The sequence below is a fragment of the Pseudomonas sp. DSP3-2-3 genome (assembly GCF_049898225.1).
Classification (GTDB): Bacteria; Pseudomonadota; Gammaproteobacteria; order Pseudomonadales; family Pseudomonadaceae; genus Aquipseudomonas.
The window spans coordinates 87,114-112,932 of the sequence record NZ_JAFCXH010000013.1 but is presented as its reverse complement, the minus strand read 5'-3'; the positions used below and the strand labels follow the sequence as shown (position 1 = coordinate 112,932).

Annotated in this window: 22 protein-coding genes, 1 pseudogene and 1 riboswitch; of the genes and pseudogenes, 15 read left to right on the top strand and 8 right to left on the bottom strand. The window is 60.0% G+C overall.

Annotated elements, in window-relative coordinates; genetic code table 11:
• Window positions 1-8: 8 nt before the first annotated feature.
• Window positions 9-1,199 (top strand): methionine adenosyltransferase, encoded by a 1,191-nt coding sequence (gene metK, locus ACP7E4_RS16690; protein WP_426116144.1) that lies wholly within the window; start codon window positions 9-11, stop codon window positions 1,197-1,199.
• Window positions 1,200-1,409: 210 nt separating this feature from the next.
• On the opposite strand, the gene ACP7E4_RS16685 is transcribed toward metK, so the two are convergent.
• Complete coding sequence (locus ACP7E4_RS16685; RefSeq protein WP_426116142.1) at window positions 1,410-2,030, bottom strand: LysE family translocator; 621 nt, start codon at window positions 2,028-2,030, stop codon at window positions 1,410-1,412.
• Between the two features lie 188 nt (window positions 2,031-2,218).
• Between ACP7E4_RS16685 and ligB the strand changes: the two genes are divergently transcribed.
• The gene (gene ligB, locus ACP7E4_RS16680; protein WP_426116140.1) at window positions 2,219-3,904 is read left to right on the top strand and encodes an NAD-dependent DNA ligase LigB; all 1,686 of its coding nucleotides are present in this window, start codon (window positions 2,219-2,221) and stop codon (window positions 3,902-3,904) included.
• A gap of 77 nt (window positions 3,905-3,981) precedes the next feature.
• Complete coding sequence (locus ACP7E4_RS16675) at window positions 3,982-4,392, top strand: DUF1090 domain-containing protein (protein ID WP_426116138.1); 411 nt, start codon at window positions 3,982-3,984, stop codon at window positions 4,390-4,392.
• Between the two features lie 375 nt (window positions 4,393-4,767).
• On the opposite strand, the gene ACP7E4_RS16670 is transcribed toward ACP7E4_RS16675, so the two are convergent.
• The 3 genes and pseudogenes from ACP7E4_RS16670 to ACP7E4_RS16660 form a co-directional block, all read right to left on the bottom strand.
• Window positions 4,768-5,217, bottom strand: coding sequence for a c-type cytochrome (locus tag ACP7E4_RS16670; RefSeq protein ID WP_426116136.1), 450 nt, complete (start codon window positions 5,215-5,217; stop codon window positions 4,768-4,770).
• A 90-nt stretch (window positions 5,218-5,307) separates the two neighbouring features.
• Complete coding sequence (locus ACP7E4_RS16665; RefSeq protein WP_426116134.1) at window positions 5,308-5,709, bottom strand: MAPEG family protein; 402 nt, start codon at window positions 5,707-5,709, stop codon at window positions 5,308-5,310.
• 10 nt (window positions 5,710-5,719) lie between these two features.
• Window positions 5,720-5,812: pseudogene (locus ACP7E4_RS16660) on the bottom strand (EamA family transporter); the annotation flags it as partial.
• Window positions 5,813-5,967: 155 nt separating this feature from the next.
• Between ACP7E4_RS16660 and ACP7E4_RS16655 the strand changes: the two are divergent.
• The 7 genes from ACP7E4_RS16655 (at window position 5,968) to otnI (ending at window position 13,857) form a co-directional block, all read left to right on the top strand.
• Window positions 5,968-7,227 (top strand): cation:proton antiporter, encoded by a 1,260-nt coding sequence (locus ACP7E4_RS16655; RefSeq protein ID WP_426116132.1) that lies wholly within the window; start codon window positions 5,968-5,970, stop codon window positions 7,225-7,227.
• Window positions 7,228-7,318: 91 nt separating this feature from the next.
• Window positions 7,319-8,131, top strand: coding sequence for a DeoR/GlpR family DNA-binding transcription regulator (locus ACP7E4_RS16650; protein WP_426116130.1), 813 nt, complete (start codon window positions 7,319-7,321; stop codon window positions 8,129-8,131).
• Between the two features lie 436 nt (window positions 8,132-8,567).
• On the top strand, window positions 8,568-9,512 hold the full coding sequence (gene ltnD, locus ACP7E4_RS16645; protein ID WP_426116247.1) for an L-threonate dehydrogenase: 945 nt from the start codon (window positions 8,568-8,570) through the stop codon (window positions 9,510-9,512).
• 10 nt (window positions 9,513-9,522) lie between these two features.
• Window positions 9,523-10,815 carry a 3-oxo-tetronate kinase gene (gene otnK, locus ACP7E4_RS16640; protein WP_426116128.1) on the top strand — a complete coding sequence of 431 codons (1,293 nt, stop codon included), beginning with the start codon at window positions 9,523-9,525 and terminating at the stop codon, window positions 10,813-10,815.
• The gene (locus ACP7E4_RS16635; RefSeq protein ID WP_426116126.1) at window positions 10,812-11,450 is read left to right on the top strand and encodes an aldolase; all 639 of its coding nucleotides are present in this window, start codon (window positions 10,812-10,814) and stop codon (window positions 11,448-11,450) included. The genes otnK and ACP7E4_RS16635 overlap by 4 nt, the downstream gene beginning before the upstream one ends.
• A gap of 145 nt (window positions 11,451-11,595) precedes the next feature.
• Window positions 11,596-13,053 (top strand): SLC13 family permease, encoded by a 1,458-nt coding sequence (locus tag ACP7E4_RS16630; protein WP_426116124.1) that lies wholly within the window; start codon window positions 11,596-11,598, stop codon window positions 13,051-13,053.
• Between the two features lie 21 nt (window positions 13,054-13,074).
• Complete coding sequence (gene otnI, locus ACP7E4_RS16625) at window positions 13,075-13,857, top strand: 2-oxo-tetronate isomerase (protein ID WP_426116122.1); 783 nt, start codon at window positions 13,075-13,077, stop codon at window positions 13,855-13,857.
• A gap of 270 nt (window positions 13,858-14,127) precedes the next feature.
• Here otnI and ACP7E4_RS16620 read toward each other — a convergent pair whose 3' ends face one another.
• Window positions 14,128-14,532 carry an acyl-CoA thioesterase gene (locus ACP7E4_RS16620; RefSeq protein WP_065831589.1) on the bottom strand — a complete coding sequence of 135 codons (405 nt, stop codon included), beginning with the start codon at window positions 14,530-14,532 and terminating at the stop codon, window positions 14,128-14,130.
• A gap of 185 nt (window positions 14,533-14,717) precedes the next feature.
• Window positions 14,718-14,822: riboswitch (S-adenosyl-L-homocysteine riboswitch) on the top strand.
• Between the two features lie 21 nt (window positions 14,823-14,843).
• Here ACP7E4_RS16620 and ahcY point away from each other — a divergent pair.
• From ahcY to ACP7E4_RS16600, 4 genes are all read left to right on the top strand, one after another.
• Window positions 14,844-16,268, top strand: a complete 1,425-nt coding sequence (gene ahcY / locus ACP7E4_RS16615; RefSeq protein WP_426116119.1) for an adenosylhomocysteinase — start codon at window positions 14,844-14,846, stop codon at window positions 16,266-16,268.
• A 186-nt stretch (window positions 16,269-16,454) separates the two neighbouring features.
• Window positions 16,455-17,300 (top strand): methylenetetrahydrofolate reductase [NAD(P)H], encoded by an 846-nt coding sequence (gene metF / locus ACP7E4_RS16610; protein ID WP_426116117.1) that lies wholly within the window; start codon window positions 16,455-16,457, stop codon window positions 17,298-17,300.
• Between the two features lie 107 nt (window positions 17,301-17,407).
• On the top strand, window positions 17,408-18,493 hold the full coding sequence (locus ACP7E4_RS16605; protein ID WP_426116115.1) for a hypothetical protein: 1,086 nt from the start codon (window positions 17,408-17,410) through the stop codon (window positions 18,491-18,493).
• Window positions 18,494-18,784: 291 nt separating this feature from the next.
• Window positions 18,785-20,698, top strand: a complete 1,914-nt coding sequence (locus tag ACP7E4_RS16600; protein WP_426116114.1) for a DEAD/DEAH box helicase — start codon at window positions 18,785-18,787, stop codon at window positions 20,696-20,698.
• Between the two features lie 66 nt (window positions 20,699-20,764).
• On the opposite strand, the gene ACP7E4_RS16595 is transcribed toward ACP7E4_RS16600, so the two are convergent.
• Window positions 20,765-21,655 (bottom strand): LysR substrate-binding domain-containing protein, encoded by an 891-nt coding sequence (locus ACP7E4_RS16595; protein WP_426116112.1) that lies wholly within the window; start codon window positions 21,653-21,655, stop codon window positions 20,765-20,767.
• Window positions 21,656-21,815: 160 nt separating this feature from the next.
• On the opposite strand from ACP7E4_RS16595, the gene ACP7E4_RS16590 reads away from it, so the two are divergent.
• Window positions 21,816-23,042 carry an MFS transporter gene (locus tag ACP7E4_RS16590; RefSeq protein ID WP_426116245.1) on the top strand — a complete coding sequence of 409 codons (1,227 nt, stop codon included), beginning with the start codon at window positions 21,816-21,818 and terminating at the stop codon, window positions 23,040-23,042.
• 128 nt (window positions 23,043-23,170) lie between these two features.
• On the opposite strand, the gene hemE is transcribed toward ACP7E4_RS16590, so the two are convergent.
• Both hemE and ACP7E4_RS16580 read right to left on the bottom strand, forming a co-directional pair.
• Complete coding sequence (hemE, locus tag ACP7E4_RS16585; RefSeq protein ID WP_047573191.1) at window positions 23,171-24,235, bottom strand: uroporphyrinogen decarboxylase; 1,065 nt, start codon at window positions 24,233-24,235, stop codon at window positions 23,171-23,173.
• A 165-nt stretch (window positions 24,236-24,400) separates the two neighbouring features.
• Window positions 24,401-25,819, bottom strand: coding sequence for an FAD-dependent oxidoreductase (locus ACP7E4_RS16580; protein ID WP_426116110.1), 1,419 nt, complete (start codon window positions 25,817-25,819; stop codon window positions 24,401-24,403).

The following is a 25,819-nucleotide window of genomic DNA, read 5'->3' as shown; positions in this document are numbered from 1 at the left end:
CCGTAGAGATGAGCGAATACTCCCTTTTCACCTCCGAGTCCGTGTCCGAAGGACATCCAGACAAAATCGCCGACCAGATTTCCGACGCGGTTCTGGACGCCATCATCGCGGAAGACAAATTCGCCCGTGTAGCTTGCGAAACGCTGGTCAAGACCGGCGTGGCGATCATTGCTGGCGAAGTGTCCACATCGGCTTGGGTCGATCTGGAAGACATCGTTCGTAAAGTCATTCTCGACATCGGCTACAACAGCTCCGACGTCGGCTTCGACGGCGCGACCTGCGGCGTGATGAACATCATCGGCAAGCAGTCCGTGGACATCGCCCAGGGCGTTGACCGCACCAAGCCTGAAGATCAGGGTGCTGGCGACCAGGGCCTGATGTTCGGCTACGCCAGCAACGAAACCGACGTGCTGATGCCTGCGCCGATCACTTTCGCGCACCAACTGGTGCATCGTCAGGCCGAAGCCCGTAAATCCGGCCTGCTGCCTTGGCTGCGTCCGGACGCTAAATCCCAGGTCACTTGCCGTTACGAAAATGGCAAGGTTGTCGGCATCGACGCAATCGTTCTGTCGACCCAGCACAATCCGGAAGTGTCCTACAAAGACCTGCGCGAAGGCGTGATGGAGCTGATCGTCAAGCACGTGCTGCCAGCTGAACTGCTGCACAAAGACACTCAGTTCCACATCAACCCGACTGGCAACTTCATCATCGGTGGCCCGGTTGGCGACTGCGGCCTGACCGGTCGCAAGATCATCGTCGACACCTACGGCGGCATGGCCCGTCACGGCGGCGGCGCATTCTCCGGCAAGGATCCATCCAAGGTTGACCGTTCGGCGGCTTACGCCGGTCGTTACGTTGCCAAGAACATCGTCGCTGCCGGCCTGGCCGAGCGTTGCGAGATCCAGGTTTCCTACGCAATCGGCGTCGCGCAACCGACTTCGATCTCGTTGAACACCTTCGGCACCGGCAAGCTGTCCGATGACAAGATCATCAAGCTGGTTCGCGACAACTTCGACCTGCGTCCATACGCGATCACCACCATGCTCGACCTGCTGCACCCGATGTACCAGGCCACTGCGGCCTACGGCCACTTCGGTCGTACCCCGGTTGAAATGACGGTTGGCGATGACACCTTCACCGCCTTCACCTGGGAAAAAACCGACCGCGCCGACGCCCTGCGCGCCGCTGCCGGTCTGTAATACGCCCTACGCTTGAGGCGTAAGAAAAGCCCCTGGCGACTGTGGTCGTCAGGGGCTTTTTGGTTTGCGCGTCCCATCCTTTGTGGGAGAGGACTTGTCCTCGATGAGTCAGACCGACCGACCTCAATCTACCTGACAGCACTTCATTGCCTGCCAATCTCTTCGAGGACAAGTCCTCTCCCACCAAAGCAACGCAAACTCCTGGCTTCTTTACGCCCTTCTCGCCACCAACAGCACTGAAGCGGCACTCGCCAGCAACCCGGCGCAGATCCGGTTGAACAACCGTTTGCCGCTCGGCCGGGCGAACAGGCGTCGGGCATGAATGCCCATGCACGCGTAAAGCGCGATGGCGATGCATTCCATGGCAAGAAACAATCCGCCCAACACTGCGAATTGATCGGTTACCACGCCCGCCTGATCGACGAACTGCGGCAGGAACGCGGTAAATAGCAAGATCGCCTTGGGATTACCGATAGCCACCAGAAACTCCTGCCGCGCGAGGCTGCCCGTGCCCTTGGCGGGCGCGCCCGATTCGCCAGCCTCGTCCGCCCTGGCCCGCCATAACTGAAACGCGAGATAAAAAAGGTAGGCCGCACCCACAATCTTGATCGCATGAAACAACCATTCGGAAGTGTGCAGCACTGCCGTCAGCCCCACCGCTGCCAGCGCAATCATGATCGCGAATGCCAATAAGCGTCCCAGCCCGCCCAGGCACGACTTGGCAAAGCCGTAGCGAGTGGCGTTGCTGATCGATAGCAGGTTGTTCGGCCCCGGCGCCATGTTCAGCGCGAAGCAGGCCGGAAGGAAAACCGCCAAGGTCGAGATATCCATGATGCACCTCTCAAGCGCGTCGCTATTGAAGGGCAATCTTGCATGGCCCTCGTCGAGGTTCAAAGACACAGTCGCCGAGCAAAACCCGGCGAACTGTACCGGCAGAAAAACCCGGTAACCACGCCACGCACCCGCCTTGAAGCGCAGCAGCTAGCCTGTCAGCCACCTCTTCAAGCAAGGATGCTTCGATGCTGCCTTTCCTGCGTGCCGCCATTTGCGCGGTTTTTGCCCTGTTCGCCGTCAACGCCCAGGCAATCAAATGCCCCGACTGGACGCCCGCCAAGGCGCGAAGCCAGATCGCCGACCTGCAAGGGCAAATCGAGGGATGGGACGACAGTTACCATCGCCAGGGCGTTGCGCTGATCAAGGACGAGCTGTACGACCAGTCCCGCCAGCGCCTGGACTTCTTGCGCGTCTGTTTCGCGCAACCGGTTGCAGTCGATGACAACCCGCTCAAGACCGCCAGCGGCCCGATCCTCCATCCGATACCACACACCGGCTTGAATAAACTGGCTGACGAAAACGCCGTGCGTGCCTGGCTCAAAGGGCGCAGCGATCTGTGGATTCAGCCGAAAGTCGACGGCGTCGCTGTGACGCTGGTGTACGAGCGAGGCGTGCTGGCGCGGATGATCAGTCGCGGCGATGGTGTTCGCGGCCAGGACTGGACGGTTCATGCGCGACTGATTCCGGCGATACCCGCGCATTTGCCATGGGAAGAAACCCTGGTGTTGCAGGGCGAGTTGTACTGGCGACTGGAGAATCATGTGCAGGCCACACAAGGCAGCCTGAATGCCCGCAGCAAAGTGGCCGGGCTGTTGGCGCGTAATGTCGTCAGCGCCGACGAAGCCGGGGCAATCGGCCTGTTCGTCTGGGACTGGCCAGATGGCCCCGCAGGCATGTCCGAGCGTATGGCAGGCCTCAAAGCGTTGGGGCTCGATTCCAGCGCGCACTACAGCGAACCGCTGACAAATTTTGCCCAGGCGCAACAATGGCGTGATCACTGGTACCGCCAACCGCTGCCGTTCGCTACCGACGGCGTGGTCATCCGCCAGGGTCAACGCCCGCCGGCGCAGCGCTGGCAGGCCAAGGCACCGTATTGGATCGCGGCCTGGAAATATCCTTATGCCCAGGCTTTGGCTGAGGTGCGCAAGGTCAATTTCAAAATAGGCCGAAGCGGTCGAATCACGCCGGTGCTGGAATTGAAACCGGTGCAACTGGATGACCGCAAGATCAGTCGCGTCAGCGTCGGCTCCCTGCAACGCTGGCAGGAACTGGATATTCGTCCCGGCGATCAGATCGCAGTAAGCCTGGCGGGCCTGACCATTCCACGCCTGGACGGTGTCGTTTCGCGCAACCTCGAACGCGCGCAACTGACTATTCCCGACCCCGATGCGTATCACGGCCTCAGTTGCTTTCAACCCACGACGGGCTGCGAAAGCCAGTTCCGGGCGCGGCTGGTCTGGCTTAGTGGCAAAAAAGGCCTGGCCCTGAGTGGCGTCGGGCCCGGAAATTGGGACAAGCTGATAAATGCCGGCCAGATCAACGGCCTGCTCGACTGGATGGCCCTTGATCGCGACCAGCTTGTTAACATTCCCGGTCTCGGCGAGCGCAGCAGCGCTAAACTGCTCGACAGTCTGGGCAGCGCGCGACAACGACCGTTCGCAACATGGCTCACTGCGATAGGTCTGCCGCCCGCAGGTACCGCGCAATTGGGGCCGGACTGGCAAGCGCTGGCGACGCGCAGCGCTGAGCGGTGGCAAGCTGAGCCGGGCGTCGGTCCGGGACGCGCACTGCAACTGGTGGCATTTTTCCAGCATCCAGAAGTGCAGGCGCTGAGCGAACAGCTTCGGGTTTATGGCGTCGAAGGGTTTTAGATTCAACCAACTTAGTGCAGCGCCGGGCATTTCATCGTCACGCTCGGCCGCCATCATTTTTTTCAAAAGGAGTTCATATGAAGTTTTTGTCACCCCGGGCCCTGCTGGCGTTGCTCGGCCTGTTCGCCACGCCAGTTTTTGCAGCTGAACTGCCACCACAGGACACGGGATGTGTGGTCAAGAGCCAGGAAATCAGCATCAGGCTCGAAGAGGCCAAGGCCGAAGGCAACAAACAGCAGCAAGCTGGACTGGAAAAAGCGCTGAGCGAAGTGAACGCCAACTGCAGCGAGGCGACGCTGGTCAAACAGCATGAACAGAAAGTGCTGGATGCCAAGCGCGAAGTCAGCCGTCGCCAGGCCGACCTGAATAAGGCCATGACCAAGGGTGACCCGGAGAAGATCAACAAACGCAAAGACAAACTCGCCGAATCCCGCAAGGAATTACAGGACGCCCAGACCGAGCTGGAAACGGTGCAGCCGGAGGATTGAAGGCATCTGTTGGAGATTCTATGTCCGGGGGCAACCGCCAGGCGCCAGACGTATTGTCTGAACCGACGCCTTCCCGGCTAAAGCCGGTCCCACTGTGGGACCGGCTTTAGCCGGGAAGACGGCATTCCAGTAGACGCAAATGCATCGGCTGTACGTCCAGATCCGTTGGAGCGAGGCTTGCCCGCGAATCGATTTCAAAGCTATGCCACTTCACTGTGGGAGAGGACTTGTCCTCGATAGCTTTAATTTCAGCAATGCATGTGTGCCAGGTGGATCAAGGTCGTCTGGGCTGGCTATCGAGGACAAGTCCTCTCCCACAAAGGCCCCTCTCACACAACCAGGTATTGCGACCATCGAATTTCCAACGATTATCTATCAATGATCGCGAAACTCCTTGTGGCAAGCCTCGCAGACACCTTCCACCTTGCTCATCGCCGGCGTCAGGTTGCTGGACTTGAAAGGCCTTTCATTGCTGGCGATCACCAATGCGCCGGTAGCTGACTCCAGCGAACGGGCCAATTCCTGGAAACGTGCCTGTTTTTGCCAGACATCATCCTTGGCGCTTGTGTGCTCTTCTTCTTTGACTTGTGGGAAGTGTTTCCAGGGTTCGTGGGACAAGCTATCGAGCTTGACCGCGCCCTCGGTGAAACGCTGCCCGTCAAACGCCACGCGACCCCGCAACATGCCACCCAGATCTTCACTGGTCTTGAGCATCTGCTTGAAGATCGCCTTGCGCTGACCCAAGGGTGAATTCGGGTCCACACCACCGCAGGCGCTCAAAGTCGCGCAGGCCAGCACTACAACGCACAGTCTTTTCAAAGTCATGATCAACACAGGCCGAGAGAAACGGCGGCCAGTATCCTCGGCCATCCGGCAAAGACCAAGCGCTGTATTGCCGCAGTGACTGCGCCAGGGTTACGCAGGCATTGGCGTCGCCGAAGCCACGAACAGGCTGACGATCAGAGCCATGCCGATGGTCCAGGCCAGCGAGCGCAGTGCGGCCAGGTCAGCCAGGTAGAAGATGATGTAAAGCAGGCGGCTGGTAATGAACAGCACCGCGACCACGTCGATGGTCACCAACTGCGCGTTGCCCGCGATGTGCGCAATGACCACCGCAGCAATGAAACCCGGCAGGATCTCGAAACTGTTGAGCTGCGCGGCATGCGCACGAGCGGGCAGTCCTTCGAGGTTATTCAGGAAGTTGCGCGGATTGTGATTGTGTTTGGAATTGAACTTGCCACTGGAAAACTTGGCGATACTTGCACACACGACCGGCAGAAAAATCGCGATCAATACGCACCAGAAAGCAACCGTCATAACGAAATCCTTAGAGTTTGAGCTTCATCAGAAGCATGCCGAGCAAGACCAGTCCACAAGCTAAGAGCCAAAGCTGGCCGAAAGGTTCTTTCAGACAAGGCATCCTTCTGCAACGTCCGCGTCCTGTCGGGGTCAATGCCTGACTGGTTTTACCGGGAAAGCAATGTGCCTGCATCCGCCGCAGGTCCATCAAACCCTTGCCTGCTGACTTTTTAACGTCATCCGGGCGCGCTTTGAATCGTAATGACGGGAATACCGATGCTTGAACTCGCTGCTGGTTTTATCTGCCTCACCTCGCTGCTCACCTATGTGAACTTTCGATTTATCGGCCTGCCGCCCACCATTGGCGTCATGGTCACCGCGCTGCTTTTCTCGCTGATCCTGCAAGGCCTGAGTTTCATGGGCTATCCGGGTCTGGAAGACCGCGTGCAACAGTTGATCGGCCAGATTGATTTTGGCGATCTGCTGATGAACTGGATGCTGTCGTTTCTGCTGTTCGCCGGCGCGCTGCACGTCAATCTAGGCGACCTGAAACACTACCGCTGGCCCATCGGCCTGCTGGCGACGTTCGGCGTATTGATCGCCACCACCGTGATCGGTGCGCTGGCGTACTCGATCTTCGGCTGGTTCGGCTGGCACGTCAGCTTCCTGTATTGCCTGCTGTTCGGTGCGCTGATTTCGCCTACCGACCCCATCGCGGTGCTCGGCGTGTTGCGTACCGCCAATGCGTCCAAGCCGCTGAAAACCACGATTGTCGGCGAATCGCTGTTCAATGACGGCACCGCTGTGGTGGTGTTCACGGTATTGCTGGGCATCGCGCAACTGGGCGAAACCCCGACCGTCGGCGAAACCGCCATGTTGTTCGTGCATGAAGCGCTGGGCGGCGTGCTGTTCGGCGGCGTGATCGGCTATGCGGTGTACTTGATGATCAAGAGCATCGAGCAGTACCAGATCGAAGTCATGCTGACCCTGGCGCTGGTGATCGGCGGCTCGGCAATGTCCACCGAACTGCATGTGTCCGGCCCGATTGCGATGGTCGTTGCCGGTTTGATCATCGGCAACCTTGGCCGCAATCTGGCGATGAACGACATGACCCGCCGCTACATGGACGGTTTCTGGGAACTGCTCGATGACATGCTCAACGCCTTGCTGTTTGCGCTGATCGGCATGGAGCTGCTGCTGTTGCCGTTCTCGTGGTCGCACTTGCTCGCGGCCGGGCTGCTGGCGGTGGCGATTCTGCTGTCGCGCTTCGTCACCGTGGCGCCGGCCATCCTGTTGTTGCGTCGCTGGAAAACCGTGCCCAAAGGCACGATCCGCATCCTGACCTGGGGCGGCCTGCGCGGCGGGGTTTCCGTGGCACTGGCGTTGGCCCTGCCGCTGGGCCCGGAGCGCGACTTGCTGCTGAGCATCACTTATATCGTGGTGCTGTCGTCGATCCTGCTGCAAGGTTTGACGATTGGCAAACTGGTCAAGGCCGTGACCCGCGACCAGCCGCAGGAGCAAAACGTCGGGCACTGACTCTGCGATTGCTGTCATGCCCCTTGCGATTGGCTAAGATGCGACGACCGCCAGCCCGATCTGGCGGTTTCAATGATGCTCAGGAGCACCCATGTCCCGCGAAGAGGAGACCGCCGTTGTTGGCGGCGCACCGATGATTCCCGCCCAGCGCCGGGAGTTGATGCTGCGCCAGTTGCGCAAGCAGCAGGTGCTCAGCGTGCATCAACTGGTGGAAATGTTCGATTGCTCGCACATGACCATCCGCCGGGATATCGCGCTGCTGGAACAGGAAGGCCGCGCCTACTCGGTCACCGGTGGGGTGCGCATTGCCAGTCAGTTGCACAGCGAACCCAGCCATCAGTCCAAAGCCGTGGTCGAGCTACCGCAAAAGCAAGGCATGGCGCGTCTCGCTGCAGGGTTGCTGCACGCGGACATGACGATCTACCTCGATGCGGGCACCAGCACGCTGGAGATTGTCCCGCACATCGTCGCGTTGTCCGGCATGACCGTGGTGACCAACGACTTCGGTATCGTCAACGCGCTGGCTGACGCCGGCCATGTCGACGTGATCCATACCGGCGGCTTGCTCGACCACCCGAACCGCTCCTGCGTCGGCGGCCTTGCTGCGGCCACTTTGCGCCAACTGGCCACCGACATCGCCTTCATGTCTACCAGTTCCTGGGACCTGCAGCGTGGCACTACCACGCCGTCAGCGCTCAAGGTCGAGGTCAAGCAAGCGGCCATGCAGTCAGCGTCGCAAACCGTCCTGGTCGCCACCAGCTCCAAATACGGCACCTTCGGCATGTACAAAATCTCCGCGCTGGAACAATTCGACATCATCATCAGCGACGCCGCCCTGGCGGAAGCTGCTGCGGATGGCATTCGCAAACAGCGGGTGGAGTTGTTGTTGGCGGCGGTTGATTAGGTCGCCCTGAGCCGAAAAATAACTTCGCTGGAGCGAGGCCTGTTCGCGAATCGGTTTACCCATCGACACCTTATCGCCTGACCTGACGCCTTCGCAGATTGACCGCACTCCAACTGTGGGAGCGAGCTTGCTCGCGAATCGGTTTACCCATTGACACCTTATCGCCTGACCTGACGCCTTCGCAGATTGACCGCACTCCAACTGTGGGAGCGAGCTTGCTCGCGAATCGGTTTACCTATCCATATACCCATCGCCTGACCCACCGCCTTCCCGGATAAATCCGGTCCCACAGGGACGGCGCTGGTCTGCGCGATATATTTTTCCGTGATCCAAAAAACCTATCGATGTGAATCTATGTGAACAATAAAAAATACTTCACATTATTTGCTCACTGATTCACTATCGGTTCACAGCAGAGAACAATCCTGACCGATTGCTGGCATCACGAGCATCGGCACACACCGAGGAATACAGCATGAATAACAAGAATGTCGGCGTTATTGGCCTGGGTGCGATGGGTTTGGGCATTGCCCGCTCGTTGCTGCGCAGTGGCTTCAACGTGCATGCCTGTGACGTGCGTGCCAGCGTGACCGAGCAGTTCGCCAGCGAGGGCGGCGTCGCTTGCGCTTCCCCGGCGGCGATGGCGGCGGATTGCGATGTGATCATCACCGTGGTGGTCAACGCAGAGCAGACTGAAACCGTCCTGTTCGGTGAGAACGGCGCCATTGCTGCGCTGCGTCCCGGCAGTCTGGTGATTGGTTGCGCCACCGTCGCGCCGACCTTTGCCATCGAGCTGGGCGAACGCCTGGCCGCGCAAAATCTGCTGTATCTCGACGCGCCAATCTCCGGCGGCGCAGCCAAGGCTGCTGCTGGTCAGATGACCATGATGACCTCCGGTCCGGCCGAATCCTACGCCAAAGCACAGACCATTCTTGATGGCATGGCGGGCAAGGTTTATCGCCTGGGCGATGTGCACGGTCTGGGCTCGAAAGTGAAAATCATCAATCAGCTGTTGGCTGGCGTACACATTGCCGCCAGCGCCGAAGCCATGGCGTTGGGTCTGCGTGAAGGCGTCGACGCCGACGCGCTTTACGAAGTGATCACCAACAGCGCCGGTAACTCGTGGATGTTCGAAAACCGCGTGCCGCACATTCTCAAGGCGGATTACACCCCGCTGTCGGCAGTGGACATTTTCGTCAAGGATCTGGGCCTCGTCCTGGATACCGCCCGCGCCAGCAAATTCCCGCTGCCGCTGTCCGCTACTGCGCACCAGATGTTCATGCAGGCTTCCAGCGCCGGTTTCGGTCGCGAAGACGATTCCGCCGTGATCAAGATTTTCCCGGGTATCGAACTGCCTAAAGCCAAGCCAGACCAAGCTTAAGGAGCACCCGATGAGCCTTTCCCCTTCGCGCCCTTTGCTGGGCTGCATTGCCGATGACTTCACCGGCGCCACTGACCTGGCCAACATGCTGGTGCGCGGCGGCATGCGTACGGTGCAAAGCATCGGCATTCCTGCAGCCGAAATGGCTGCTGGCCTGGACGCCGACGCCATTGTCATCGCCCTGAAATCCCGCACCACGCCCACCGCCGAAGCTGTTGCAGAATCGCTGGCCGCGCTGGAATGGCTGCGCGAGCGCGGTTGCGAGCAGATTTTCTTCAAGTATTGCTCGACCTTCGATTCCACTGCCGCTGGCAATATCGGCCAGGTCAGCGAGGCGTTGCTTGAACAACTCGGCAGCGACTTCACCCTGGCTTGCCCGGCATTCCCGGAAAACGGCCGGACGATCTTTCGCGGGCATCTGTTCGTGCAGGATCAACTGCTCAATGAATGCGGCATGCAGCATCACCCGCTGACGCCGATGACCGACGCCAATCTGGTGCGCGTGCTGCAATCGCAAACTGCTCTGAAAGTCGGCCTGCTGCGCTACGACAGCATCGCCAAGGGCGTTGAAGGCGTGCGCAGCAAGATTGCCGAGTTGCGCGCCGATGGCGTGAGCATGGCGATTGCCGACGCGCTGTCCGATGCTGATTTGTACACGCTGGGCGAAGCCTGTGCTGACCTGCCGCTGCTGACCGGCGGCTCGGGCCTGGCTTTGGGGCTGCCGGGGAATTTCCGCAAGGCTGGCAAATTGCGCGACATCGACGCGTCGAAGCTCGAATCAGTCAGCGGCGGCGAAGTGGTTCTGGCGGGCAGCGCTTCAGTCGCTACCAACGGTCAGGTTGCGGCCTGGCTGGAAGCCAAACGCCCTGCCCTGCGCATTGATCCGCTGGAATTGGCGGCCGGTCATCCCGTCGTCGAGCAAGCGCTGGAGTTCGCCCGCAAATCAGCCGAAACCGTGCTGATCTACGCGACCAGTACACCAGATGAAGTCAAGGCCGTGCAGCAGCAATTGGGCGTCGAACGCGCCGGAGCCATGGTCGAGGATGCCTTGGGGCAGATCGCCAAAGGTCTGCTCAACGCTGGCGTGCGTCGCTTTGTGGTTGCCGGTGGTGAAACTTCCGGCGCTGTGGTGCAGGCCCTCGGCGTGCAATTGCTGCACATCGGCGCGCAGATCGATCCGGGTGTGCCGGCCACGGTAAGCAGCGGCGCGCAACCGCTGGCACTGGCGCTCAAATCCGGCAACTTCGGTGGTCGCGACTTCTTCAGCAAGGCGCTCAAGCAACTGGCGGGGGAAGCGCCATGAGTGCGGAAAACGCCCTGCGCGACGAAATCTGTGACATCGGCCGCCTGCTTTATGGTCGCGGTTACACCGTCGGCAGCGCTGGAAATATCAGCGCGCGCCTGGATGACGGCTGGTTGATTACCCCGACGGATGCGTGTCTCGGCCGCCTGGACCCGACGCAAATCGCCAAGGTCAATCTGGCCGGCGAGTGGGTTTCCGGCGCCAAGCCTTCCAAGACCCTCGCACTGCATCGCGAAGTCTATGACCGCAATCCCGGTGTTGGCGGCGTGGTGCATACCCATTCGACCCATCTGGTGGCGTTGACCCTGGCGGGCGTCTGGCAGCAGGACAACATCCTGCCGCCGCTGACTCCGTATCAGGTCATGAAAGTCGGAAAGATTCCGCTGATCGACTACGAACGTCCCGGCTCGCCAAAAGTCGCCGAGCAAGTCGCGCAACTGGCCAACAGCGTGCGTGGCGTGATGCTCGAACGCCTCGGCCCGGTGATCTGGGAAAGCTCGGTGGCCAAGGCCGCCTATGCCCTGGAAGAACTGGAAGAGACCGCGCGCCTCTGGCTGATGACCAATCCCAAGCCTGCGCCGCTGGATGCAGCAGCGCTGGAAGAGTTGCGTCAGGTGTTCGGGGCGCAATGGTAATTCGCAACAACTGATCGAGCGTCGCCCGACGACGCTTGGCAACAACAATAACAACAGGACCCTAGAGCATGACTTACCCACACCGCGTCACTTTCAGGATTTGCTTGCGCCACGCCTCGCCCACCCTGCGCGGGAGTGCTCTGGCATGAGTCCATTAGTGCTGATGTTGATTGCCGGAGCCGGCATCGCAGTGCTGTTGTTTCTGGTCCTCAAATACAAGTTCCAGCCCTTCGTGGCCTTGATGCTGGTGAGCATCATCGTTGCGCTGGTGGCGGGTGTGAAACCGGCCGATCTGGTTGCCACTATCGAAGGCGGCATGGGCAAGACCCTTGGCCACATCGCGATCATCATTGCCCTGGGCGCGATGATCGGCCGGATCATCGAGCTGTCCGGCGGTGCTGAAGCGCTGGCCAAGACCTTGATCAATCGATTCGGCAACAAGCGCACGCCACTGGCGCTGACCATTGCCGGTTTCATTGTCGGGATTCCGGTGTTCTTCGAAGTCGGCGTGATCATTCTCATGCCGCTGGCCTATGGCGTGGCCCGTGCTGCGCGCAAACCCTTGCTGATCTTCGCCTTGCCGATGTGTGCGGCGTTGCTGTCGGTGCATGCTTTCCTGCCACCGCATCCGGGCGCCGTTGCTGCGGCCGGTCAATTGGGTGCGGACCTGGGTCGCGTGCTGATGTTCGGCATTCCGATGGTCGCGGTGCTGAGCCTGATCGGTTATTTCATCGCCGGGCGAATGACACGCACGACCTACCCGATGACCGACGACATTCGTGCCGAAGTCTACGGCCCGCACATCACCAATCAGGACCTGCAAGCCTGGGCACGTGATGACTATTCCAACACCAGCGAGGCGGCACACGCCCAGACGCTAGGCCTGGAAGAAAGCGCCAGCAGCCTGGCCGCAAGCCTGCCGCCAGCGCCTGCGCCGGGTTTCGGGCTGATCGTTGCCTTGATTCTGCTGCCAATCGTACTGATTCTGCTCGGCACACTGGCCACCACTATGCTGCCGATTGAATCGACAGTACGCAGCATTCTGACCGTGCTGGGCGCGCCGCTGGTGGCGCTGTTGCTCGACACATTGCTGTGCGCCTGGCTGCTGGGTTCGCGTCGCGGCTGGAGTCGCACGCAGGTTTCCGACGTGATCGGCTCGGCGCTGCCGGGTGTCGCCATGGTGATTCTGATCGCTGGTGCGGGCGGCGTGTTCGGCAAGGTGCTGGTCGATACCGGGATCGGCGCGGTGGTCTCCGAAGCGCTGCGCAATACCGGCTTGCCGGTGCTGGCCCTGGGCTTTCTGCTGACCCTGTTGCTGCGTGCGGTGCAAGGTTCCACCACCGTTGCGCTGGTGACGACCGCTGGTATTCTCAGCCCATTGATTGCCACCCTGAACCTGACACCGAACCACCTGGCGCTGCTGTGTCTGGCCATGGGCGGTGGCGGTCTGGCGATGTCGCACATCAACGATGCCGGTTACTGGATGTTCACTAAACTGGCCGGGCTCAATGTCGGTGACGGCCTGCGCACCTGGACTGTTCTGGTGACGGTGCTGGGCACGCTGGGTTTCCTGACCACCCTGGTGATCTGGCCATTTGTCTGATCTGAAAAGACTGGAGTTCACATGCCTCGTTTCGCTGCCAACCTCAGCATGCTTTACCCGCAACACGATTTTCTCGCACGTTTCGCGGCGGCCGCCGCAGATGGTTTCGAAGCGGTCGAGTATCTGTTTCCTTATGACTTCAGCCCGCAGGAACTCAAGCAGCAATTGAGCGACAACGGTCTGGTCCAGGCGCTGTTCAATGCGCCGCCGGGTGACTGGGCGGCGGGCGAACGCGGCATTGCGTCGTTGCCGGGGCGTGAAAGTGAATTCCGTATCGGCATCGAGCGCGCTCTGAATTACGCCAGCGTGCTGGGCAATGACCGGATTCACGTCATGGCCGGCCTGCTGCCAAGCGAAGCGCTGCGCGAGCGTCACCAGGCGGTGTATCTGGAGAACCTCGGCTACGCCGCAGAGCAAGCGGCCAAGGCCGGAGTCACAGTGTTGATCGAGCCAATCAACACCCGCGACATGCCGGGTTTCTTTCTTAATCGTCAGGATCAGGCGCAGGCCATCTGCAAGGAAGTCGGCGCGGCCAACCTCAAGGTGCAGTTCGACTTCTATCACTGCCAGATTGTTGAAGGTGACGTGATCTCCAAGCTGCGCCGGGATTTCGCCGGTGTCGGTCATATCCAGATCGCAGGTGTGCCGGATCGCCACGAACCGGACATGGGCGAACTCAACTATGCATGGCTGTTCGAGGAAATCGACCGGCTGGGCTACACCGGCTGGATCGGCTGCGAATACCGGCCCAAGGGTGATACCAGCGAAGGTTTGCAGTGGTTGCGGGATTGGCGGGCAGTTTAAATTTGCATTTCTGTTGGAGATTCTATGTCCGGGGGCAATCGCCAGGCGCCAGACGTATTGTCTGAACCGACGCCTTCCCGGCTAAAGCCGGTCCCACTGTGGGACCGGCTTTAGCCGGGAAGACGGCATTCCAGTAGACGCAAATGCATCGGCTGTACGTCCAGAACCGTTGGAACGAGGCTTGCCCGCGAAGGCTCTTTTCAGGCATCCAGACATCTGTTGGATGTACTGATCTCTTCGCGGGCAAGCCTCGCTCCAACGGATTGGACATCACTCGTTAATCGCTTCTTCCTTGAACTGATCCTTCACGTACAGAATTTCAGTGCGACCATGGGGTGCGGGCAAGCCGTCCTCGCCCAGGTTGACGAACACCATCTTCTCCACCGTCAGAATGCTCTTGCGGGTGATTTTGTTGCGCACTTCGCAGGTCAGGGTGATGGAGGTACGGCCGAACTCGGTGGCGGTGATGCCCAGTTCGATGATGTCGCCCTGCCGCGAAGCGCTGACGAAGTTGATCTCGGAAATGTACTTGGTCACCACACGCTGATTACCCAGCTGCACGATGGCGTAGATCGCCGCTTCTTCATCGATCCAGCGCAGCAGGCTGCCGCCGAACAAGGTGCCGTTGGGATTGAGGTCTTCGGGTTTAACCCACTTGCGGGTGTGGAAATTCATGGGGGCTCTGGCTCCGAGGTGATTGGGCTATAGGGTTACAGCCCCCAGCTCCAAGTTTCAAGCCACAAGTTAAAAGCACGCCGCTTCTTCTTGTCGCTTGCCGCTTGCAACTTGTAGCTCAAGAAAAGCTATAATCCCACCCGCTTCACAACGGTCATCTTCCCTTGATACCGTTTTCCCGCCACCTGTCCGAGGGGCGCTGCAGCAGGTTTTCCTGTCAGGCTCGGATGGGGCGTTGTTCGACCGGATTGTTCCGTCGGGCCTTAAACGCACAACGGCGCCCATTCGCACACTACGAATGGAGACTCTCAATGAGTGCTGGACTTACGCCTACAGAAAATACGCCCGCAGATTTTTCCGACTACAAAGTAGCCGACATGTCCCTGGCAGCCTGGGGCCGTCGCGAAACCATCATCGCTGAATCCGAAATGCCTGCCCTGATGGGTCTGCGCCGCAAATATTCCGGCGAACAGCCGCTTAAAGGCGCGAAGATCCTCGGCTGCATCCACATGACCATCCAGACTGCCGTGCTGATCGAAACCCTGGTTGCCCTGGGTGCCGAAGTTCGCTGGTCGTCGTGCAACATTTTCTCCACTCAGGACCAGGCTGCTGCGGCCATCGCTGCTGCCGGTATCGCGGTTTATGCCTGGAAAGGCGAAACCGAAGAAGAATACGAGTGGTGCCTTGAGCAAACCATCCTGAAAGATGGCGCGCCTTGGGATGCCAACATGATCCTCGACGACGGCGGCGACCTGACCGAGCTGCTGCACAAGAAATACCCGGCAATCCTGGACCGCGTCCACGGCGTTACCGAAGAGACCACCACCGGCGTTCACCGCCTGCTGGACATGCTGGCCAAGGGCGAGCTGAAAATCCCGGCCATCAACGTCAATGACTCGGTGACCAAGAGCAAGAACGACAACAAGTACGGCTGCCGTCACAGCCTGAACGACGCCATCAAGCGCGGCACCGACCACTTGCTGTCCGGCAAGCAGGCTCTGGTAATCGGCTACGGTGACGTGGGCAAGGGTTCGGCTCAGTCGCTGCGTCAGGAAGGCATGATCGTCAAGGTTTCCGAAGTCGATCCGATCTGCGCCATGCAAGCCTGCATGGACGGTTTCGAGCTGGTTTCGCCATTCATCGACGGCATCAACGATGGCAGCGAAGCAAGCATCGACAAAGCCCTGCTGGGCAAGATCGACCTGATCGTGACCACCACCGGTAACGTCAACGTTTGTGATTCGAACATGCTCAAGGCGCTGAAAAAACGCGCTGTGGTATGCAACATCGGTCACTTCGACAACGAAATCGACACGGCTTTCATGCGCAAGAACTGGGCATGGGAAGAAGTGAAGCCGCAGGTGCACAAGATTCACCGTACCGGCGCTGGCTCTTTCGACCCACAGAACGACGACTACCTGATCCTCCTGGCCGAAGGCCGTCTGGTAAACCTGGGCAACGCCACAGGTCACCCAAGCCGCATCATGGACGGTTCGTTTGCCAACCAGGTTCTGGCGCAAATCTTCCTGTTCGGTCAGAAGTACGCCGATCTGTCGCCCGCCCAGAAAGCCGAGCGCCTGACCGTTGAAGTACTGCCGAAGAAACTCGACGAAGAAGTGGCCCTGGAAATGGTCCGCGGCTTCGGCGGCGTTGTGACTCAACTGACCAAGACCCAGGCCGACTACATCGGCGTGACCGTCGAAGGTCCGTTCAAGCCGCACGCGTATCGTTACTAAGTAGCCGTAAGCTGCAAGCTTCAAGCTGCAAGTAAAAGCACAGCGCTTCTCTTGTAGCTTGGGCCTGGAGCTTACCGCTTTATCGCTATCAAGCAGCACCAAGCTGCAAGCCTGACGTTGCAAGTAAGAGCACAGCCGCTCCTCTTGCAGCTTGCAGCTTGCAGTTTGTAGCTGGGAGGCACTCCCTTGTCCCACGACCGTCGCTACAGCTTCGAATTCTTCCCGACGAAGACCGATGCTGGCCATGAAAAGCTGCTGAACGTTGCTCGTCAGCTAGCCAGCTACAACCCCGATTTTTTCTCCTGCACCTACGGTGCCGGTGGCTCGACCCGCGACCGCACGATCAATACCGTGCTGCAGCTGGAGAGTGAAGTAAAGATTCCTGCGGCCCCGCATTTGTCCTGCGTTGGCGACAGCAAGGCCGATCTGCGCGCCTTGCTGACCCAATACAAGGAAGCCGGCATCAAACGCATCGTTGCCCTGCGCGGTGACCTGCCGTCCGGTATGGGCATGGCCAGCGGTGAGCTGCGCTACGCCAGCGACCTGGTGTCGTTCATTCGTGAAGAAACCGGTAGCCACTTCCACATCGAAGTCGCCGCTTACCCGGAGATGCACCCGCAAGCGCGCAATTTCGAAGACGACATCAAGAACTTCGTGCACAAGGCCCAGGCCGGTGCTGACAGCGCGATCACCCAGTATTTCTTCAACGCCGACAGTTATTTCTACTTCGTCGAGCGCGTGCGCAAACTGGGCGTGAACATCCCCATCGTGCCGGGCATCATGCCGATCACCAACTACAGTAAGCTCGCGCGTTTTTCCGACGCTTGCGGTGCAGAAATCCCACGCTGGATCCGCAAGCAGCTCGAAGCCTACGGCGACGACGTGCAGAGCATTCAGGCGTTCGGCGAGCAGGTCATCACACAGATGTGTGAGCAGCTGTTACAAGGCGGCGCACCCGGTTTGCACTTCTACACCTTGAACCAGGCGGATCCTAGCCTGGCCATCTGGAATAACCTCCAGCTGCCCAGATAAACACGGGGTTTATTTGTAGAAGCGGGTCTGTCACATTCGGGCAACGTTCATCCGGTAGGTTTTCTTCACCCGAAGACCTGCCATTGCCCTGATAACGGTGTAGATTTTTGACTTCACGCACTACATTCACTTCGACCCCCCAACTCGTCTATCTGGTCTTCGGCGCTCCGACCTATCATCAGGAAGCTGTCTTCAGCATCGCCAGCGCCCTGGCCGGCATGCGCAAGACTCCCGATCAAGCCCTCGACATCCAGGTCTTCAGCGACAACCCCAAGCCTTACGAGCATCTGCCGGTTCGCGTGCGCGCGCTGGACGAACAGACCCGCAAAGCCTGGAGCGCTCCGCACGGCTATCACTTCCGCACCAAACACGTCGCGTTGCGCACCGTGCTGGAGGACTGCGAGCGCGCCTTGCTGATCGATACCGATACGTTCTTCCACGGTTCGCCGCTGGAGCTGTTCGAGCGCATCAAGCCCGGCACGTTGCTGTGTAATGCGTTCAACCTGCGCTACGGCATGTATCAGGAGTCCGAGCTGTACACCAAACTCGCGCCGATCCTCAAGGAACGCGGGCTGGCGGATGACGACATGCCGCTGATAAATTCCGGCGTCATCGGCCTGGAACGCCAGGATGCAGATCTGCTCGACCAGTCGATTGCGCTGATGGACGAGCTGTATCCGCTGGCAAAAGGTGCGTACACCCTTGAAGAGTTCTGTCTTGGCGTGGCGGCCTATCGCAGCAAAAACGTCAGTCAGTGCCCCGACCTGATTCACCATTACTGGAGCCGCAAGGCGCTGTTTCGGGCCAAGGTCCGCGCCTGGTTGTGCAAGCACGGCGACGATCCAACAAGCGAACATGCGCTGGATGACACCCAACAGGTCACCACTCGCCTGCCGCGACCGCCGAGCTGGCAACGCATGCTATACAAGGGCGCAACCCTGGGTGTGCCGGCCCATCAGCGGCAGTTCGTGCGCGAAATCCTCTATGGCTGCTGCCGGCACAGCAATGAATTCGACCGCGCCTGCGCGACTGTGTGGTGGGAAAAAGCCCAGGATAACGCCGAGCAACGCTTGAATCAGACCCTGGAACCGCATCAGTTGGAACACTGGCTGGATCATTGGGTAGTGCGGCAGATTCTGGGCCGCCGACGCCGGGCCATCTACGAGCATTTGCTGCAGCGCAAAGCCGGCTGATTCTTGTCTTGGGCCGCGCTGAAACGCGGCCCTGACACCGTTGAGCAGCAGGAACGCGGCGCAGGGCGATTGCTCTGTTATACTCCGCGTTCCCGTCAGGCTTACGCCCGGATGCTCGGTCTTGCAGAAGGCACCTCGATCACGTCAGCAGCGCACTTCTTTTTTCCCGCGCCCATGTCACGAGATGCACTAAAGACCAGCAGGACCGGACGGGATTGCGTTCCCAAACGCCATTCGCGCCAGGCAAGATCATCCCTTTGAGCTAAAGCTCTAACCAGAACAGGATTACTCATGTCCTTTGCTTCCCTCGGTCTCTCCGAGGCTTTAGTCCGCGCCATCGAGGCAGCGGGCTACACCGAGCCTACTCCGGTGCAACAGCGGGCAATTCCCGCCGTGTTGCAAGGTCGTGACCTGATGGTCGCGGCTCAGACAGGTACTGGTAAAACCGGCGGTTTCGCCCTTCCGATTCTGGAGCGGCTGTTTCCCGGTGGTCATCCGGACAAATCCCAGCGTCACGGCCCGCGTCAACCACGCGTACTGGTCTTGACCCCTACCCGCGAACTCGCCGCCCAGGTGCATGACAGCTTCAAGGTCTACGCCCGCGACTTGAAGTTCGTCAGCGCCTGCATCTTTGGCGGCGTCGGTACCAATCCGCAGATCCAGGCCATGGCCAGAGGCGTTGACGTGCTGGTGGCCTGCCCTGGCCGTCTGCTCGATCTGGCCGGTTCAGGCAACGTCGATCTGTCCCACGTTGAAATCCTCGTGCTCGATGAAGCCGACCGGATGCTCGACATGGGCTTCGTCCACGACGTGAAGAAAGTCCTCGCGCGCCTGCCTGCCAAGCGTCAGAACCTGCTGTTCTCGGCAACGTTCTCCAACGACATCACGGCTTTGGCCGGCAAGCTGCTGCACAACCCCGAGCGCATCGAAGTCACGCCGCCGAACACCACGGTCGAGCGTATCGAGCAACGGGTGTTCCGCCTGGCCTCGAACCACAAGCGTTCGCTGCTCGCGCACCTGATTACCGCTGGCGCCTGGGAACAGGTTCTGGTCTTCACCCGCACCAAGCACGGCGCCAACCGTCTGGCTGAATACCTGGACAAACACGGCCTCAGCGCTGTGGCGATCCACGGTAACAAGAGCCAGAACGCCCGAACCAAAGCCCTGGCCGACTTCAAGGCTGGCGACGTTCGTATCATGGTTGCTACCGATATCGCCGCACGCGGCCTGGATATCGACCAGCTGCCGCACGTGGTCAACTTCGAGCTGCCTAACGTCGACGAAGACTACGTGCACCGTATCGGCCGGACTGGTCGTGCGGGCCGCAGCGGCGAAGCGATCTCGCTGGTTGCCCCGGATGAAGAAAAACTGCTGAAAAGCATCGAGCGCATGACCCGGCAGAAACTTGCCGACGGCGATCTGATGGGTTTTGACATCACTGCAGTCGAAGCCGAGAAGCCTGAAGTTCGCGAGCGTCCGGACGTGCGTAACCCACGCAATCCGCGCGGTCCGCGTGGTGATGGTCCGAACGGTAGTGGCGGTGGTGGCGGTCGCAAGGACAAAGGCAAAGACAAGGGCAAGGAAAAATCGGCGACGGCGACTACCGGCGAACGTCCGGCGCGTCAGCCGCGTGAGCAGAAGCCTCGCGAAGCTGGCCCGGCCCGCGAACCGCGTCAGCCGTCCACACCCCGCGTAGCGCAGCCGCAGTCTGCCAATCGCGCTCCGGATGAGTTCCTGGATGACGAAGTGGATAACTTCGGCAACCGTGCTGACTACGTCAGTCCGTACCAGGGCAAAAACCAGGGTCGCGGTCGTCGTCCGGGTGCTCCGGCATCCGCTCCGGCTGCAACTACGCCCGGCGCAGCACCTGCCGCACGTGGCCCACGCCCAAGCGGTCCGCGTACCGGCGCTGGCGCAAGCACCGGCACTCCGCCGGCCAAGCGCAACGGCCCGCGCAGTGGCGCACCCCGTGACGGCCAGGCCCGTCGCGAGGAGCAACCCCGCAACCGCCGCCCGGCTCGTGATGACCAGCCAGCGCGCCAGGAACCTGCTGTAACGGGTCCTCGCGATGGCCAGCCAGCACCGAAGATCATGCACAAAGAGTCGAAAACCGATCGGTTCCCGTCTGCTGAACAGCTTGATCAATTGCCAAGCCGCCCACGCGGTGAAAAACCGGCCTTGCTGACGCGCAACCGCGAAGGTTAGGCCAAGCAGGCAGCAAACAAAACGCCCCGGACTGGTTTCAGTTCGGGGCGTTTTTGCATCCAGATATCACCCCGCGTTACGCGTCACCAGCTCCACAAACGCCTTGGCCATGGGCGATTGCTGGTCTTTGCGTTGCACCAGCCATACGGCGCTGGTGGCGGCGGGATCGAGCAGGGTTCGGTAGACCACGCCGTCGATGCGCATGCGACGGTAGGAGGCGGGCAGCACAGTGACGCCCAGACCTGCGGCAACCAGGCCAATGATGGTCATGGCTTCGCCCGCTTCCTGGGTGATCAGCGGGCTGAAACCTGCGGCGCGCGCCAGATCCAGCAGCTGGGCGTATAAACCGCTGCCATAGGAACGCGGGAAGAACACAAAAGGCTCGGCCGCCAGTTCTGCCAGGTGCAAACCGTTTTCGCTGCCCTGGGCCAACGGATGATCGGCGCGAATGATTGCCACCAAGGGTTCGCGCAGCAGCTCGACGGCAATCAGCGATTCCGGCAAGGGCAGCGGGCGCATGATGCCGACCTGCATGGATTGATCCTCAAGCCCGGCCGCCACTTCCTTGCTACTCATTTCCTGCAATGCCAGATGCACCGCCGGGAAAGCCTGGCGAAAAGCGAAGATCGCCTGCGGTATGCTCGATGTAAATGGCGCCGAAGCGGTAAAGCCGATCTTCAGTTCGCCCAGCTCACCCAGTTGCGCACGCCGCGCCACGTCGGCCGCCTTGCCCACCTGCGCCAGCACCACACGCGCTTCATCAAGGAACAGGCGGCCCGCTTCACTGAGTTCGACGCGCCGGTTGGTGCGGTCAAACAATCGCGCGCCCAGTTCCTGCTCCAGCGCTTGAATCTGCTGGCTCAACGGCGGTTGCGAGATTCCCAGCAATTGCGCGGCGCGACCGAAATGCAGCTCTTCGGCAACCGCGATGAAGTAGCGCAAATGGCGTAATTCCATGAGCCTTCCATTAGGTCGTTTTAGATATCAAACAGGTCGAACAATATATTGGAAAGAATCATTAGCGAGCTATATTCTTTTTCTTCATCGCCTGCTCAAACGCCCCAAGAGGTCCATTGTGAATCCTGCTGTTGCGCCATCCGACACTGCCTCCACGCCTATGCAAGCGGCTATTCCGCTGGGCGATAGCTACATCGAAAAAGACACGCCGATGTTCATGCGCACAGTGCTGGCGCTGTTTTCCGGCGGCTTCGCGACTTTTGCGCTGCTGTACTGCGTGCAACCGATGATGCCGGTGTTGTCCCGCGAGTTTTCCATCAATGCGGCGCAGAGCAGCCTGATTCTTTCCGTATCAACAGCGATGCTCGCCCTTGGCCTGCTGATCACCGGGCCGATTTCCGACCGCCTCGGGCGCAAGCCGGTGATGGTGATGTCGCTGTTTTCCGCGGCGATCTTCACCCTGGCCAGCGGCATGGTGCCGAGCTGGGAAGGTGTGCTGATTACCCGGGCGCTGGTGGGTTTGTCCCTGAGCGGGCTGGCAGCGGTAGCCATGACTTACCTCAGCGAAGAGATTCACCCCAATCACATTGGCCTGGCGATGGGCCTGTATATCGGCGGCAATGCCATCGGTGGCATGAGCGGTCGGGTGATTACCGGCGTGTTGATCGATTACGTCAGCTGGCACGCGGCAATCATGGTGGTCGGCGGGTTGGCGTTGATTGCGGCGGCGGTGTTCTGGAGGATCCTTCCGGAATCGCGCAACTTCCGCGCCCGCTCACTGCATCCGCGCAGCCTGCTGGAAGGCTTCGTCGTGCAGTTCCGCGACGCCGGTCTGCCGCTGCTGTTTCTCGAAGCTTTCCTGCTGATGGGCAGCTTCGTGACCATGTTCAACTACATCGGCTATCGCCTGCTGGCCGAGCCTTACCACTTGAGTCAGGCGGTGGTCGGGCTGTTTTCGGTGGTGTACCTGTCGGGGATCTACAGCTCGGCGAAAATCGGTTCACTGGCGGACAAGCTGGGCCGTCGCCAAGTGCTGTGGGCGGTGATCGTGATGATGCTGGTCGGCGTCAGTCTGACCATGTTCACCCCGCTACCGGTGGTGATTGTTGGCGTGTTGCTGTTCACGTTCGGCTTCTTCGGCGCGCATTCGGTGGCCAGCAGCTGGATCGGCCGCCGTGCGATCACCGCCAAGGGGCAGGCATCGTCGCTGTATCTGTTCAGCTATTACGTGGGATCGAGCATCGCCGGGACCGGCGGTGGCGTGTTCTGGCATTACGCGGGCTGGAACGGCATCGGCTTGTTCATCGGCGCATTGCTGCTGGTGGCATTGGCCGTGGCATTGCGCCTGGCCAAGTTGCCGCCGTTGGTGGTTAAAGCGCAGATATGAGGTGGTCCTCGGCAAAAAATGGTCGGTGGGAGCGAGCTTGCTCGCGAAGGAGCAGTTACTTCCAGCGCATTCTCGGCGCCTGAAATATTGCCTTCGCGAGCAAGCTCGCTCCCACCGGTTCGGAACAGTCAGCCGTGATACTGCGCCGAAAGCTCGTGCACTGCTTCGATGAACGCGCCAGCGCGGGCCGGGTCGACTTCCGGGGTGATGCCGTGGCCCAGGTTGAAAACGTGACCGTTGCCGCTGCCGTAGCTTTCGAGGATACGTGACACTTCGGCACGAATCGCTTGCGGGCTGGCGTACAGCACGGAAGGGTCCATATTGCCTTGCAGCGCGACTTTGCCACCCACGCGACGACGGGCGTCGCCGATGTTGGTGGTCCAGTCCAGACCCAGCGCGTCGGCACCGGTGTCAGCCATGCTTTCCAGCCACTGACCGCCACCTTTGGTGAACAGGATCACCGGCACTTTGCGGCCGTCGTTCTCGCGGATCAGGCCGTTGACGATCTTCTGCATGTAAGCCAGCGAGAATTCCTGATACGCCGCGTCGGAAAGACTGCCGCCCCAGCTGTCGAAAATCTGCACCGCTTGCGCGCCGGCCAGGATCTGGCCGTTGAGGTACGAGGTCACCGACTGCGCCAGTTTGTCCAGCAACAGGTGCATGGCCTGCGGATTTTCGTAGAGCATGGCTTTGGACTTGCGATGGTCTTTCGACGAGCCGCCTTCGACCATATAGGTAGCCAGCGTCCACGGGCTGCCGGAAAAACCGATCAACGGTACACGACCGTTAAGCTCGCGGCGGATGGTGCTGACTGCATCCATCACATAGCCGAGGTCTTTTTGCGGGTCAGGGATCGGCAAGGCTTCGATTTCAGCCAGGGTGTTGACGGTTTTCTTGAAGCGCGGACCTTCGCCGGTCTCGAAATACAGGCCCAGACCCATGGCATCCGGGATGGTCAGGATGTCGGAAAACAGAATCGCGGCGTCCAGCGGATAGCGATCCAGCGGCTGCAGCGTGACTTCGCAAGCGAACTCCGGGTTCATGCACAGGCTCATGAAATCGCCCGCTTTGGCGCGGCTGGCCCGGTATTCAGGCAAGTAGCGGCCGGCCTGGCGCATCATCCAGACAGGTGTAACGTCCACGGGTTGCTTGAGCAGGGCACGAAGGAAACGGTCGTTCTTCAAGGCAGTCATGTCGGCATCCGCAAAAAAAGTGCGGGCATTTTCTCAGACACAGACGCAAAAGGCACGGCAAGAGCCGTGCCTTTTATCAATAAAACAGCTGATAGCTGCAAGCTGCAAGCTGCAAGCAGAAGCGAACCGAGTCAGCTTGAAGCTTGTAGCTTGCCGCTGGCGACGTCAGACGCCCAGATAATCCAGAATCCCTTCCGCCGCGTTGCGGCCTTCGAAGATTGCGGTCACGACCAGGTCGGAGCCGCGCACCATGTCGCCACCGGCGAAGATTTTCGGGTTGCTGGTCTGGTGCTTGAACTGCGCCTGTTCCGGGGCGATGACGCGGCCCTGGCTGTCGGTCTGGATACTGAACTGCTCGAACCATGGCGCCGGACTTGGGCGGAAGCCGAACGCGATGACCACGGCGTCAGCCGGGATGATCTCTTCGGAACCCGGAATCGGCTCAGGGCTGCGACGGCCCCGCGCATCCGGCTCGCCGAGACGCGTCTCGACGACTTTCACGCCTTCGACCCGATCTTCACCGACGATGGCGATTGGCTGGCGGTTGTAGAGGAACTTCACACCCTCTTCCTTGGCGTTCTTCACTTCCTTGCGCGAGCCGGGCATGTTCGCTTCGTCGCGACGATAAGCGCAGGTCACCGACTTGGCGCCCTGGCGGATCGAAGTCCGGTTGCAGTCCATGGCCGTGTCACCACCGCCGAGCACCACAATCTTCTTGCCCTTCATGTCGACGAAATCTTCCGGCGACTTTTCGAAGCCCAGATTGCGATTGACGTTGGCGATGAGGAAGTCGAGTGCGTCATGTACGCCCGGCAGGTCTTCACCGGCAAAACCGCCTTTCATGTAGGTGTAGGTGCCCATGCCCATGAATACAGCATCGTATTCTTCGAGCAGCTGCTCGATGGTGACGTCCTTGCCGACTTCGGTATTGAGACGGAACTCGATACCCATGCCGGTAAACACTTCACGACGATGGCTCAGCACGGTTTTTTCCAGCTTGAACTCGGGAATACCGAAGGTCAGCAGACCACCGATTTCCGGGTTCTTGTCGAAAACCACTGGCGTCACGCCGCCGCGCACCAATACATCGGCGCAGCCCAGGCCCGCAGGACCGGCACCGATAATGGCAACGCGCTTGCCGTTGCGTACGACTTTGGACATGTCCGGACGCCAGCCCATGGCGAACGCCGTGTCAGTGATGTATTTCTCCACCGAACCGATGGTCACCGCGCCGAAACCGTCGTTCAGGGTGCAGGCACCCTCGCACAGACGATCCTGCGGACACACCCGGCCGCAGACTTCCGGCAAGGTATTGGTCTGGTGCGACAGCTCGGCGGCCGCAAGAATATTGCCTTCGGCAACCAGCTTGAGCCAGTTGGGAATGAAGTTGTGTACCGGGCACTTCCATTCGCAGTACGGGTTACCGCAACCCAGGCAGCGGTGGGCCTGATCGGCCGACTGCTGGGGTTTGAAAGGTTCGTAGATTTCCACAAATTCTTTCTTGCGCTGCCGCAACAGTTTCTTCTTCGGATCTTTGCGCCCGACATCGAGGAATTGAAAGTCGTTACTGAGACGTTCAGCCAT

Coding starts and splice junctions, on each gene's coding strand:
- metK (WP_426116144.1), top strand. CDS start 9: ATGAGCGAATACTCCCTTTTCACCTCCGAGTCCGTGTCCGAAGGACAT.
- ACP7E4_RS16685 (WP_426116142.1), bottom strand. CDS start 2,030: ATGGATATCTCGACCTTGGCGGTTTTCCTTCCGGCCTGCTTCGCGCTG.
- ligB (WP_426116140.1), top strand. CDS start 2,219: ATGCTGCCTTTCCTGCGTGCCGCCATTTGCGCGGTTTTTGCCCTGTTC.
- ACP7E4_RS16675 (WP_426116138.1), top strand. CDS start 3,982: ATGAAGTTTTTGTCACCCCGGGCCCTGCTGGCGTTGCTCGGCCTGTTC.
- ACP7E4_RS16670 (WP_426116136.1), bottom strand. CDS start 5,217: ATGACTTTGAAAAGACTGTGCGTTGTAGTGCTGGCCTGCGCGACTTTG.
- ACP7E4_RS16665 (WP_426116134.1), bottom strand. CDS start 5,709: ATGACGGTTGCTTTCTGGTGCGTATTGATCGCGATTTTTCTGCCGGTC.
- ACP7E4_RS16655 (WP_426116132.1), top strand. CDS start 5,968: ATGCTTGAACTCGCTGCTGGTTTTATCTGCCTCACCTCGCTGCTCACC.
- ACP7E4_RS16650 (WP_426116130.1), top strand. CDS start 7,319: ATGTCCCGCGAAGAGGAGACCGCCGTTGTTGGCGGCGCACCGATGATT.
- otnK (WP_426116128.1), top strand. CDS start 9,523: ATGAGCCTTTCCCCTTCGCGCCCTTTGCTGGGCTGCATTGCCGATGAC.
- ACP7E4_RS16635 (WP_426116126.1), top strand. CDS start 10,812: ATGAGTGCGGAAAACGCCCTGCGCGACGAAATCTGTGACATCGGCCGC.
- ACP7E4_RS16630 (WP_426116124.1), top strand. CDS start 11,596: ATGAGTCCATTAGTGCTGATGTTGATTGCCGGAGCCGGCATCGCAGTG.
- otnI (WP_426116122.1), top strand. CDS start 13,075: ATGCCTCGTTTCGCTGCCAACCTCAGCATGCTTTACCCGCAACACGAT.
- ACP7E4_RS16620 (WP_065831589.1), bottom strand. CDS start 14,532: ATGAATTTCCACACCCGCAAGTGGGTTAAACCCGAAGACCTCAATCCC.
- ahcY (WP_426116119.1), top strand. CDS start 14,844: ATGAGTGCTGGACTTACGCCTACAGAAAATACGCCCGCAGATTTTTCC.
- ACP7E4_RS16600 (WP_426116114.1), top strand. CDS start 18,785: ATGTCCTTTGCTTCCCTCGGTCTCTCCGAGGCTTTAGTCCGCGCCATC.
- ACP7E4_RS16595 (WP_426116112.1), bottom strand. CDS start 21,655: ATGGAATTACGCCATTTGCGCTACTTCATCGCGGTTGCCGAAGAGCTG.
- ACP7E4_RS16590 (WP_426116245.1), top strand. CDS start 21,816: ATGCAAGCGGCTATTCCGCTGGGCGATAGCTACATCGAAAAAGACACG.
- hemE (WP_047573191.1), bottom strand. CDS start 24,235: ATGACTGCCTTGAAGAACGACCGTTTCCTTCGTGCCCTGCTCAAGCAA.
- ACP7E4_RS16580 (WP_426116110.1), bottom strand. CDS start 25,819: ATGGCTGAACGTCTCAGTAACGACTTTCAATTCCTCGATGTCGGGCGC.